The 11,751-nt window shown below is 68.8% G+C and carries 12 protein-coding genes; 4 read left to right on the top strand and 8 right to left on the bottom strand.

Annotation, left to right across the window (positions count from 1 at the left end; translation table 11 throughout):
* Together VFL64_RS16465 and VFL64_RS16460 are read left to right on the top strand one after the other, a co-directional pair.
* The coding region (locus VFL64_RS16465; protein WP_489541462.1) for a DUF2339 domain-containing protein at positions 1-279 on the top strand (279 nt) is incomplete at its 5' end.
* Positions 272-1,636 (top strand): DUF3999 family protein, encoded by a 1,365-nt coding sequence (locus VFL64_RS16460; protein WP_489541461.1) that lies wholly within the window; start codon positions 272-274, stop codon positions 1,634-1,636. The genes VFL64_RS16465 and VFL64_RS16460, both read left to right, overlap by 8 nt.
* A gap of 5 nt (positions 1,637-1,641) precedes the next feature.
* Here VFL64_RS16460 and VFL64_RS16455 read toward each other — a convergent pair whose 3' ends face one another.
* The 3 genes from VFL64_RS16455 to VFL64_RS16445 are packed head-to-tail and all read right to left on the bottom strand — an operon-like array spanning position 1,642 to position 4,819.
* Entirely contained in the window at positions 1,642-2,931 is a 1,290-nt protein-coding gene (locus VFL64_RS16455; RefSeq protein WP_489541460.1) for a hypothetical protein, read from the bottom strand.
* Positions 2,928-3,701 (bottom strand): LytR/AlgR family response regulator transcription factor, encoded by a 774-nt coding sequence (locus VFL64_RS16450; RefSeq protein ID WP_489541459.1) that lies wholly within the window; start codon positions 3,699-3,701, stop codon positions 2,928-2,930. Before VFL64_RS16450 ends, VFL64_RS16455 begins: the two co-directional genes overlap by 4 nt.
* Complete coding sequence (locus VFL64_RS16445; RefSeq protein WP_489541458.1) at positions 3,698-4,819, bottom strand: sensor histidine kinase; 1,122 nt, start codon at positions 4,817-4,819, stop codon at positions 3,698-3,700. Before VFL64_RS16445 ends, VFL64_RS16450 begins: the two co-directional genes overlap by 4 nt.
* A gap of 139 nt (positions 4,820-4,958) precedes the next feature.
* Here VFL64_RS16445 and argH point away from each other — a divergent pair, with 139 nt between their 5' ends.
* Positions 4,959-6,356 carry an argininosuccinate lyase gene (gene argH / locus VFL64_RS16440; RefSeq protein WP_489541457.1) on the top strand — a complete coding sequence of 466 codons (1,398 nt, stop codon included), beginning with the start codon at positions 4,959-4,961 and terminating at the stop codon, positions 6,354-6,356.
* 53 nt (positions 6,357-6,409) lie between these two features.
* Positions 6,410-7,306, top strand: a complete 897-nt coding sequence (locus VFL64_RS16435) for an alpha/beta hydrolase (RefSeq protein ID WP_489541456.1) — start codon at positions 6,410-6,412, stop codon at positions 7,304-7,306.
* On the opposite strand, the gene VFL64_RS16430 is transcribed toward VFL64_RS16435, so the two are convergent.
* The 5 genes from VFL64_RS16430 to VFL64_RS16410 all read right to left on the bottom strand — a co-directional run.
* The gene (locus VFL64_RS16430) at positions 7,260-8,063 is read right to left on the bottom strand and encodes an alpha/beta fold hydrolase (RefSeq protein ID WP_489541455.1); all 804 of its coding nucleotides are present in this window, start codon (positions 8,061-8,063) and stop codon (positions 7,260-7,262) included. The genes VFL64_RS16435 and VFL64_RS16430 overlap by 47 nt on opposite strands.
* Before the next feature lie 74 nt (positions 8,064-8,137).
* Positions 8,138-9,358 (bottom strand): ABC transporter substrate-binding protein, encoded by a 1,221-nt coding sequence (locus VFL64_RS16425; protein ID WP_489541454.1) that lies wholly within the window; start codon positions 9,356-9,358, stop codon positions 8,138-8,140.
* Positions 9,359-9,432: 74 nt separating this feature from the next.
* Positions 9,433-10,422, bottom strand: coding sequence for a branched-chain amino acid ABC transporter permease (locus VFL64_RS16420; protein ID WP_489541453.1), 990 nt, complete (start codon positions 10,420-10,422; stop codon positions 9,433-9,435).
* A 2-nt stretch (positions 10,423-10,424) separates the two neighbouring features.
* Positions 10,425-11,294: a branched-chain amino acid ABC transporter permease gene (locus VFL64_RS16415; RefSeq protein WP_489541452.1), complete on the bottom strand. Its 870-nt coding sequence runs from the start codon at positions 11,292-11,294 to the stop codon at positions 10,425-10,427.
* A gap of 3 nt (positions 11,295-11,297) precedes the next feature.
* Positions 11,298-11,751, bottom strand: a 454-nt coding sequence (locus VFL64_RS16410; RefSeq protein ID WP_489541451.1) for an ABC transporter ATP-binding protein, incomplete at its 5' end; no start/stop codon positions are given.

Here is an 11,751-nt window from a genome sequence, read left to right as displayed (position 1 = left end):
CTGTTCGACTCGACGCTCACGCAAGCCGCGCTGTCGGTCGCCTGGGCGGTGGTCGGCGTGGCCTTGATGATGCTCGGCCACAAGCGTGTTCAACGCGCGGTGTGGGTGGTGGGTGCCGCGCTGCTGGGCGTGGTGGTGCTCAAGCTCTTCTTCGTGGAGCTGGCCGACCGCGGCGGGCTCTACCGCATCGTCTCGTTCATCGTGGTGGGTTTGCTGTTGCTGATGGTGGGCTACTTCGCGCCCGTGCCGCCCAGCCGCGAGGAAGCGCGAAATGCGTGAGACCCTGCGCCACCACGTCGCCTGGCTGCTCGCGCTGGGGGCCGCGTCCGCCCTGGCGGGCGAGGCCCCGCTGGAACTGAAAGGCCCCGCCACCTACCACGGCCTCACGCTGCCGCTGGCCGTGCTCGCGCAGACGAGCCGCGCCGACCTGAGCGACATCCGCGTGCTCGACGCGCGTGGCGACCCGGTGCCCTACGCCTGGGCCGACGAAGACCTGCCGGCCACGCAGGAGACACGGCTGCAGCCCGTGCCCTTCTACAGAGCGCCGGCCGCGGCATCGGCCGTCACGGCCGCGCAGCAAGGCGGCTGGATCATCGACCTGGGCAGCGTGAAAGGCGCCCTGCTGGAGCTGCGGCTGAGCGTGCTGCCCAACATGAACGGCATCTACGGCTTCGAGATCGAGTCCAGCAACGACCTGCAGCGCTGGCAGACGCATACGCCTGCGGCCCAGTTGCTGTCGCTGCAGCACCAGGGCCAGAAGCTGGAGCACACGGACTTCGAGCTGAACGGCCTGCGCACCCGCTACCTGCGCCTGCGCCCGTCGCCCGGCAGCGCGCCCCCGCCGCTCACCGGTGCCCATGTGCTGAGCAGTGCGCGCTACCAGCCGCCGCCAGCGCTGCAATGGAGCGAGCCCCTCGCCCCCGTGCAATGCACCGCCCAGTTCTGCGACTACCGCCTCCCGCGCCACCTGCCGCTGGAGCAACTCGAATGGCAGCTCGCCACGGTCAACACGCTGGCACCGGTGGATGTGCTGGTTCAACTGGCGCCCGGCGAGCCCGGCCCCGCGCGGCCGATGTACCGGCACCGCCTGCGCGACCACTTCAAGGCCGCGCGCCACAAGACGGCAGCCCCGGTTCCCGACGCACCCGAAAGCTGGAGCTACCTGCAGCGCAGCACGGTGTACTGGCTGCGCCTGCCGGAGGGCGAGGTCCGCTCGCCCACGCTGCATCTGCAGGCCGGGCAGGTGCAGCAGCTGCGCGTGCAGCCTGTGGGCGGCATGGCCCAGCTCGGCCCCAGGCCGCCGCTGCTGCGCGTGGGGGCGCCGGCGGCATCGCTGGTGTTCCTGGCACGCGAGCCGGCCCCGTACCGGCTGGCCTGGGGCGGTGAGAGCAGCGCGGGCGCTGCGATCCCGCTGGCGCAGCTGATGCCGGTGCGGCGGGCCGGCGAGGCCTTGCCGGTCGACACGGCGAGCGTTCAACTGGCCCCGGTGGCACCGACGGCTTCGGCGCCCACGCCGCCAGCCAGCGGGACATCCGAGCCGTCTCGCAAGTTCTGGCTGTGGGGTGCGCTGCTGGGTGCATTGGCCCTGATGGGCTTCATGGCGTGGTCGCTGCTGCGGCCCGCCAAGGCGGCGTAGCCGGTTCAGCGAACCGCCACCGACACTGCCCCACTCGCCCCGCCCGGCGGCGGCTTGGCCACCGACTCGCGGTAGCGCCGTGCCAGCGCGGCAGCATTCTCCGGCTGTTCCTTGAGCGTGCGGCGCATCACCGCGATCTCGCCCTGCTGGCTCACGTCGATCATCCGGCGGGCGGTCTTGTCGAGTGCACCACAGGTCCAGCGCTCGCGCACGTCGGCCGCACGCTGCTTGTAGACATGCAGCACGGCATCGCGCTCGTCGCGCACGGCGTCCACGCGTTCGGCAGGCCAGCCCACGCGCTCACCCAGCGCGGCGGCCAAGCCCACATCAGTGAGCGTGGTGCCGCGGGCGTGGAAGACATCGGCCACGGCCGAGCAGGTCTGGCGGCGGTTGGCGTCGCGCACGTCGGCCTCGGTGCAGAACTGGCTGGCGATGAGGTGAGGCGTGGCCACGCTGGCCTCCAGCGTCATCAGCTCCTCGACCAGGGCGCCCTTGTCCAGCGCCGGCATCTCGGCGGGCAGGCGGGCCATCACCAGGCCGGTGAGGCCATTCCAGTGCGCGTCGACGCGGCTGGCCTGCGACACGCGGTACATGGCCTCGGCCACGCCCGCGGCATCGAGCCGCGCCTGCGCATCGACGGCCACCTGCAGCCAGGCCACGGCGTTGCTGGGTTCCAGCCGCGCCCACTGGTCGGCGCTGAGCAACTGGCACATGCCTTCACTGCGTTCGTTCTGGCAGGCCCGCATCGCCCAGGCATAGACCTGCGGCGAGCGGGTGCTGAGCGCCATGCTGGCCAGCGTGTCGCGTGCCAGCAGGTGCGAGGTCGGCGCGGCCGCATCGCCAGGGCCGGGGGCGCCCAGCGTCTGCAGCAGCAGGCCGGCGGCGCGCGAGGTCTCGTCCGGGCTGCCCAGCAGCGCCGGCAGCAGGCGGTCGCGCGCGGCCTGTGCAGCCAGTTGCACTGGCGCCATGTCTTTCAACTGTCCGTTGTCGTCGACCTTCTTGCGGCCCTGGCCGCAGACCTCGACCTCGTCCTGCGAGATCGTCAGCTTGGCGGCGGTGGCCGACGTGGCCGAGGCCCCGGACTCCAGCCCCAAGCGGGCGGCATCGATGCGGCCCAGCATCTCGCGCAGCGTGGGTTGCCTCACCGAGCCGGACGGCATGGCACCGGCCGGCGGCTCGTCGCCAAAGCCAGACACCCAGGCCTGCCAGGCCACGCCCCCCAGGGCCAGCACCAGCAACACCACCCCCAGCCAACGCGCCCGCGAGCGCGGCTCGTCGTCCGCTTGTTCTGTCACACGCCCCCCTCGGCGATTGCTTCCTTCACGGCCGCCACCTGGCGCCGCGAGACCACCAGCCATTCATCGACCGGCGCCACGCGCACCACCCAGCCTTCGGCGGCTTCATCGTCCCCTTCGGCCGGCAGCACGCGGCGCTCCAGCGCGCGCAGTGCCTTGCGCGCCACCAGCGCGTTGCGGTGGATGCGCAGAAAGCGCTCGCCCAGGCGCTGCTCCAGGTCGGTCAGCGCGTCGTCGAGCACGTGCGTGTGGGTGGCGGTGCGCAGCGTCACGTACTTGAGTTCGGCCTTGAGGTACAGCACCTCCGACAGCGGCACGCGGATCTTGCGCCCCAGTTCGTTGACCAGCAGCACCGGCTCCGTTTCGTTCGACACCTGTTCCGCAGCGCGCGTGCCCAGGCGCTGGGCCACGCGCTGCAGCGCGGCCTGCAGGCGCTCGCGGCGCACGGGCTTGGTGAGGTAGTCGACGGCCTCCAGGTCGAAGGCCTGCAAGGCGTGTTCGGCATGCGCGGTCACGAACACGATGGCCGGCGGCTTGGGCAGCTGGCGCAGGCGCGCCGCGAGCTGCGTGCCGTCGGGCCCGGGCATGTGGACGTCGAGCAGCACCAGGTCGCATTCGTTGGCACCGATCCAGGCCAGGGCCTGGCCGGTGTTGGCCGCCTCGCCCACCACGCGCGCCTTGGGCGAAGGGCATTCGCTCACCAGGCTGCGCAGGCGCAGGCGGGCGAGCTCCTCGTCGTCGACCAGCAGGGCTCTCAATTGGTCAGTCACAGCGGCACCACGATCTGTACACGGAAGAAGTCATCACCGCGATGGGTCTCGAACTGCGCGGCCACGTCGTGCATCAGGCGCAGGCGCTCGCGCACGTTGCGCAAGGCGATGCCGTTGCCGGGCTGCGAGGGCTGCTCGGGCAGCGTGTTGACGATGCTCACCACCGCATGCGCGCGCTTGATGCGGGTGCGGATGCGGATCACGCCGCCATCGGCCGCGGGCTCCACGCCGTGGCGCACCGCGTTCTCGACCAGCGGCTGCAGCAAGAGCGGCGGCACGCGCGCCACGCCGGCGTCTTCGTCGAGCTCCCAGCTCACCTGCAGGCGTTCGCCGAAGCGCACCTTTTCGATGGCAAGGTAGCGCTGCGCGAGCGCCACCTCGTCGGCCAGGCTCACCGACTCGCCGCTGTCGGTGAGCGCCACGCGGAAGAGCTCGGCCAGGTCCTCGAGCAGGTTTTCGGTGCGCGCCGGGTCGAGCCGCGCCAGCGTGATGGCGGTGTTGAGCGTGTTGAAGAGAAAGTGCGGGCGGATGCGCGATTGCAACTCGGCCAGCCGCGCCGTGGTGTCGGCCGGCAGGCGCGCTCGCGCACGCAGCGTGAGCCAGTAGAAGAGTGCTGCCGCCAGCGCGGCGCCGGCCAGAACCGGGCCGACCCAGGTCACGCCGCCGGCCAGCGCGCCCAAGCCCCCGACGGATTGCAGGCCCCAGCCGAAGCCGCCACTGAGCGCCCCCAGGCCCAGCGCCGCCACCCATTGCCCGGCCGGCGGCAAGGGGGCCAACGCCCGCTTGAGCAGGCAGGCCACCACCAGCCACAGCAGCACGCCCGGCAAGGCCATGCTCGCCCCCACCGCCACCAGCGTGAGCCAGCCTCCCATGTCGGCGGCCGCAAAGGCCACGCCAACCGCCACCGTCACGTGCACGAACAACAAGGCCCGCAGGACCACGCCCACATGGCACACATCGAAAGCCGACCCGGCACCGGGCCGAACGGCCGGCTGAACCGGCCCGAAGCCGGTGGGGCCGAAGATGCTGCTGCCGTGGGGCAGCTCGCTCGGGCGGGTGGGTTCCGGTCCGAGCCGGGGGCTCTGGGCGGAAGCGTCTTGTGGGCTGGGTTCGGCCATGGGGTTCCAGGGGGCCCGAATAGAATCGGGCGGTCTGCAGCCACCCGATTGGCACAGGCGCTGCGCTGTCACGCAATTGTCGCCAAACCCTGCTGCTCGGCAATCGGGCCTACCAAGCGTTACACCCTCCTGCTCCTCCATGTCTTCCAACCAACTCGACAAGAAATCCCAAGCCTGGTCTGCGCTCTTCTCCGAGCCCATGAGCGAGCTGGTCAAGCGCTACACCTCGAGCGTGTTCTTCGACAAGCGCATGTGGAAGGCCGACATCGCCGGCTCCCTGGCCCATGCCGACATGCTGGCCGCGCAAGGCGTGATCAGCGCGAAAGACCTGGCCGACATCCAGCGTGGCATGGCGCAGATCACGCAGGAGATCGAGTCCGGCAGCTTCGAGTGGAAGCTCGATCTCGAAGACGTGCACCTCAACATCGAGGCCCGCCTCACCACGCTGGTGGGCGACGCCGGCAAGCGCCTGCACACCGGCCGCTCGCGCAACGACCAGGTGGCCACCGACGTGCGCCTGTGGCTGCGCGACGAGATCGACACCCTGCTGCCGCTGCTCAAGGAGATGCAGCTCGCGCTGGTCGGCGTGGCCGAGAACAACGCCGAGACCATCCTGCCTGGCTTCACCCACATGCAGGTGGCGCAGCCGGTGAGCTTTGCCCACCACCTGCTGGCCTACGTGGAGATGTTCGCCCGCGACGCCGAGCGCCTGGCCGACGTGCGCAAGCGCGTGAACCAGCTGCCGCTGGGCGCCGCAGCGCTCGCCGGCACCAGCTACCCGCTGGACCGCGAGCGCGTCGCCAAGACGCTGGGCTTCGAGGGCGTGTGCCAGAACAGCCTCGATGCCGTGAGCGACCGCGACTTCGCGCTCGAGTTCGCCTCGTTCGCCTCGATCACCATGGTGCACGTGTCGCGCCTGGCGGAAGAGATCGTGCTGTGGATGAGCCAGAACTTCGGCTTCATCGACCTGGCCGACCGCTACTGCACCGGCTCGTCGATCATGCCGCAGAAGCGCAACCCCGACGTGGCCGAGCTGGCGCGCGGCAAGAGCGGCCGCGTGGTCGGCCACCTGATGGGCCTGATCACGCTGATGAAGGGCCAGCCCCTCACCTACAACAAGGACAACCAGGAAGACAAGGAGCCGCTGTTCGACACGGTCGACACCGTGCGCGACACGCTGCGCATCATGAGCGAGATGGTGGCCGGCATCATCGTCAAGCCGCAGGCCATGGAGCGCGCCGCGCTCAAGGGCTACGCCACCGCGACGGATCTCGCCGACTACCTGGTGAAGAAGGGCCTGCCCTTCCGCGACGCGCACGAGGTGGTGGCCCATGCGGTGAAGACCGCCATCGGACAAGGCAAGGACCTGAGCGAGCTGCCGCTGGCCACACTGCAGGGCTTCAACCCCGCCATCGGCCAAGACGTGTTCGGCGTGCTGAGCCTGCACGGCTCGCTCAACGCCCGCAATGTGCTGGGCGGCACCGCGCCAGCCCAGGTGCGCGCGCAGATCGCGCGACACCGCAAGCGCTTGGGCTGAACCCGGCGGCTCGAAACGCATCTGAACGTGCTGCACCAACGTATGCACGTCAGATGAAACTCCTCACCCTCCTCCACCGGCTGGCCTTCGCGCTGGCCCTGAGCGCCACACTGGCCGGCTGCTCGGCCGGCCTCAACAAGCTCACGCCCAGCTCCACCTACGTGCTGACGGAAGGCGTGGCCTACGGCCCGCTGCCGCGCCAGAAGCTGGACGTCTACCGCCCCACCGTCGCCGCCCCGCCCGGCGGCTGGCCGGTGGCGGTGTTCTTCTATGGCGGCTCGTGGAACTGGGGCGACCGGGCCGAGTACCGCTTCGTTGGCGAGGCGCTGGCCTCGCGCGGCGTGCTCACGCTGGTGGCCGACTACCGGCTCTACCCCGAGGTGCGCTACCCGTCCTTCCTGGAAGACAGTGCACAGGCCGTGGCGTACGGCCTGCGCGAAGCGGGGCGCCTGGGCGGTAACCCGAAGCGCGTGTTCGCGGTGGGCCACAGCGCGGGGGCCTACAACGCGGCCATGCTGGCGCTGGACGATCGCTGGCTCAGCGGCACCGGCCAGTCACCCGCGGCGCTCGCCGGCTGGGTGGGTCTGGCGGGGCCGTACGAGTTCCTGCCGATCAGCAACCCCAACGCCCAGCCGGTGTTCAACCATCCCAACTACCCGCCCGGCACGCAGCCGATCGCCTATGCGAACCACAGCGCGCGGCCGGTCTTTCTCGGCGCGGCGCGCGACGACAACTTGGTCGACCCGCAGCGCAACACCGCCGCCATGGCCACCCGGCTGCAAGCCGCCGGCGCACCGGTGGCGCTGAAGCTCTACGACGGCGTCAACCACGTGACGCTGGTGGCCTCGATGGCGTGGTCGCTGCGCTGGATGTCGTCGGTGCTCGACGACGTGTCAGCGTTCATCACGCAGACGGGGGCGACCCCAGCCACGCCAGCACCGCCGCGTTGAACTCCTTCGCGCGCGTCACCATCATCCAGTGACCGGCGTCGATGCCGACGATGCGGCAATCGGGCCGGGCCTGCAGCGCGGCGATCCACTGCGGCGAGTGGAACATCATGGTCTTGCGCGTGCCCCAGATGAAGAGCGTGGGCCACACCGGCCGGGGCGCCAGCGCGTGGCGCAAGCCGCCGAGCGCGCCCATCCAGCGCATGGCGTAAGGGAAGTTCATGGTCGCGCAGATCGCGCCCGCCTCGCTGGGGGCGCGCTGCAGGCGGGCCATGCGGCGCGTCATGCGGTCTCCCAGTGCACCGCCGATGTACCAGGCCAGCGCCAGCTTCAACTGGTAGCTCATCACGCGCCGGCGCTGGGCGGGTGTCTGCGACTCGGCCACCGCCGGCGAGCCGCTGTCGCCCACGTCCACCGCCACCACGCGCGCCACCCGGTGTGCGTGCCGCAGCGCGTACTGCAGTCCGAAGACGCAGCCCCAGTCGTGCAGCATCAGCACCACCGGTCGATCGGGTGACACGGCATCGACCACATGCGCGAAGAAAGCCACCATCTCGTCGAGCGGCAGGCCGCGCCGGCGCGCGGCGATGTCGAAGCCCGGCACGGTAAAGCGCACGCAGCGGTATGTGGACGCGAGCGCAGCCACCTGCGCGTCCCACAGGCGCCAGGTGTCGGGCCAGCCGTGGATCATCACGATGGTCTGCGGGCCGTCGCCTTCGATGTGGATGTCGACGCCGTCGACCTGGATCGTGGATGCCATGGTGGTGAGCAAGAAGTGAGCAAGAAAAGAGCCGCCCGCAGGCGGCTCGAAGCCTCATTGGAGAGCGTGCAGGATCAGTCGGCCGCGCCGATCACATCACCGAAGCCCGCCCATTGCGTGCCGGTGAACTTGGCGAGCTGGCCCTGCTCGATCAGGAAGAAGTCGGTCGGGCTGGTGTTGATGGTCATGCCCGGCAACAGCAGCGGCAGCTTGACGTTCTTCAGGTTGGCGGCCTGCTTCATCACGTTCTCGCGCGTCAGGTCGTTGCCGCACTGCTTGAGGATCTGCACCATGGTCTGGGCCGTGAGGTAGGCGTACATGTTGCTCGCATCCTTGGGGTCGCCATCGCGGTAGTAGCGGCCCATGAAGGCGCGCCACTCCAGCATGGCCGGGTCGTCCTTCCACTGCGGGTCGTTGGGGTCCTTGTAGTACTGCAGCGTCATCAGGCCCACCGACTTGTCGAGGCCGGCCGGCGTGAGCACCGAGCCGATGGACGCGCCCACGTTGTTGACGATGTGCAGCGGCTTCCAGCCCGAGTCGTAGGCCTTGCGGATGGCCTGTGCAGCGAACTTCGGGGTAGTGATGTTGATGAAGGTGTCGGCTCCCGAGGCCTGCAGCGTGACGATCTGCGAATCGACCGTCGGGTCGGAGACCTCGTAGGTGGCTTCCTTGACGATCATGCTCGCGCCCTTGGCGCCCAGGCCGTCCTTCACCCCCTTGAGCACGTCTTTGCCGTAGTCGTCGTTCTGGTAAAGGATGGCGATCTTGGCGGCGGGCTTGTTCTTGAGCAGCCACTTGGCGTAGATCATTCCCTCGGACTGGTAGCTCAGGTTGAAGCCGATGGTCCAGGGGTAGGCCTTGGGGTCACCCCACTTGGTGGCGCCGGTGGCCAGCAGCAGGTGCGGCACCTTCTTGGCGTTCACGTACTTGTGAATGGCGCTGTTGGGCGCGGTGCCCAAGGTGTTGAAGAGCGCGAGCACTTCGTCCTGCTCGACCAGCTTGCGCACCTGCTCCACGGTCTTGGGCGGGCTGTAGCCGTCGTCGACGCTGATGAGGTTGATCTTGCGGCCGTTGATGCCCCCTTGGTCGTTGAGCATCTTGAAGTAGGCCACGTGCAGCTTGCCGATGGTGCCGTAGGCCGAGGCGGGGCCGCTGTAGGGCATGGTCTGTCCGAGCTTGATCTCGGTGTCCGACGCGCCCGGGCCGTACTTGCCGGCAGCCAGCGCGCCGGCACTCAGCGCGAGCGAGGCAGATGCCACCGCCCATTGAACAAGATTCAAGGTTCTCGATGTCATGTCGCTTCCTTTCAGACTGTCAAACACACACAGGTCTGTGTACGCATGAGAACGTGCCAGACCGCATCCAGGGCCTACTGACTTACCCGCCCTCGTAGAAACCGAGCCCTGGCGATGCGGATGAAACCCGCCACCCCTGTGGGCATCACGTACATGAAGACGATGAGGAACACGCCGTAGATGGCCCACGGCGCCGCCTTGGAGATCTCGTCGGCCACGTTGGGGATGAACTGGATGAAGAGCGCGCCGTAGACCGCGCCCGAGATCGACGACAGCCCGCCGATCACCACCCCGATGAAGAGCGTGAACGACAAGAAGATGCCGAAGGAATCCGGGGCCACGAACTGCACCACGATCGCCCCCAGCGCGCCGGCAATGCCGGTGTAGAGCGCCGACACGCCGAAGGTGAGCGACTTGACCATCGCCGTATTCACCCCCATGGCCTGCGCGGCGGTGGGCTGGTCGCGGATCGCCACCATGGCGCGACCGACGCGGCCGCGCAGCAGGTTCCAGGCGACGAAGAAGAGCAGCACCGCCCAGGCCAGCACGAAGAAGTAGAGCCACTGGTCCTGCGAGAGCGGCAGCCACTCGGGCGGGTCAGGCTTGATGATCACCAGGCCTTGCGAGCCACCCGTCCAGTGCTCGAAGGCCTTGTGCTTGAGGATCTGCGGCATCGCAATGCCGAGCGCCAGCGTGGCGATGGAGAGGTACAGCCCTTCGAGCCGCAAGGCCGGCAGGCCGAACAGGAAGCCTGCGGCCAGGCAGACCACACCCGCGATCGGGATCGTCAGCCAGTACGGCACGTTGCCCTTGTCCATCAGGATGGCGGCCGTGTACGCGCCGATGGCGTAGAAGGCGCCGTGTCCGAGCGAGATCTGGCCGTTGAAGCCCATCAGCATGTTCAGCCCCAGGATGGCGATGGCATAGGCCAGCGCCAGGGTGAACTGGAACACGCGGTAGTTGGCGACAAGAAAGGGCAGCACGCACGCAGCCACCAGCAACACGGCGAGACCGATGAGCTGGTTGCGAGACAGCGCGGGCTTGTGGGGAGTCGTGGTGCTCATGGTCATACCCGCGAGACGTGGACCTTGCCGAAGAGACCGGAAGGCCGGATCACCAACACGGTGACGATCAGGATCAGCGCAATCGTGAACTTGAGCTCGTTGCCGAGATAGGTGCCGACCACGTTCTCCAGGATGCCCACCAGGAAGCCGCCGACCACCGCGCCGCCGGGGCTGTCGATGCCGCCCAGCAGCGCGCCGGCAAAGGCGTAAAGCAGCACGCCGCCCATCATGTTGGGCTCCAGGTAGACGATGGGCGCGATCATCATCCCGGCCATGCCGCCGATGGCCGCGGCCAGGCCCCAGCCGAGCGCCAGCATCCAGCCCACGCGCACGCCGACCAGCCGGCTCGACACCGGGTTCTGCGCCGCCGCCCGCATCGCCAGGCCCAGCGGCGTGAAGCGGAAGAAGAAGAACAGCAACAGCAGCAGCACCAGCGTGATGCCCATGGAGCCGATCTCGTGCGACGACATGTAGCGGTTGCCGAACAGCGGCTGCTCCGGGAAGGGGCTCGGAAACGGCTTGATGGTGTACGAGAAGACCCAGCCGGCCACGCTGTTGAAGATGACCAGCAGGCCGATGAAGACCGTGACAATCGAGAGCACCGGCGCATGCTCCACCGGCCTCATGATCACGCGCTGGATCACCACGCCGGCCACGAAGGCGACGACCACCGTGATCAGGAAGGCCCACCAGTAGGGGATGCCGGCCTGCAGCAGCGTCCAGGCGAGGTAGGTGGCGAACATCGCCATCTCGCCCTGGGCAAAGTTCACGTGGTGGGTGGCCTGGTAGATCATCACCAGCGCCAGCGCCATGCTGGCGTAGATGCCGCCGGTGGCGAGGCCCGAAAGGATCTGGTGGATCAGGAGGTCCATGGATCAGTAGCCCAGGTAGGAACGACGCACTGACTCGTCATTGCGAATCGACTCTGATGTGCCCGAGATGACCACGCGGCCCGTCTCCAGCAGGTAAGCGTGGTCGGCCAGCTTGAGCGCGAGCGAGGCGTTCTGCTCCACCAGCAGCATGCTGATCTTGTCGCGCTGGTTGATGGTCTTGAAGATCTCGAACATCTCCTGCACCACCAGCGGCGCCAGGCCGAACGAGGGCTCGTCGAGCAGCAACAGGCGCGGGCGCAGCATCAGCGCGCGCGACACCGCCAGCATCTGCTGCTCGCCACCCGAGAGCGTGCCGGCCTGCTGCTTGCGGCGCTCCTTCAGGCGCGGGAAGTAGGTGAACATGCGCTCGTGGTCGAGCAGCACGTCGGCCTTGTCCTTGCGGGTGTAGGCACCGAGTGCGAGGTTCTCTTCCACCGTGAAGGTGAGGAAGGTGCCG

The organism is Rhizobacter sp. (assembly GCF_035702065.1).
Taxonomy (GTDB): Bacteria; Pseudomonadota; Gammaproteobacteria; order Burkholderiales; family Burkholderiaceae_C; genus Rhizobacter.
Note: the sequence above shows the minus strand (reverse complement) of the source record. Positions and strands in the feature narration are given on the sequence as shown.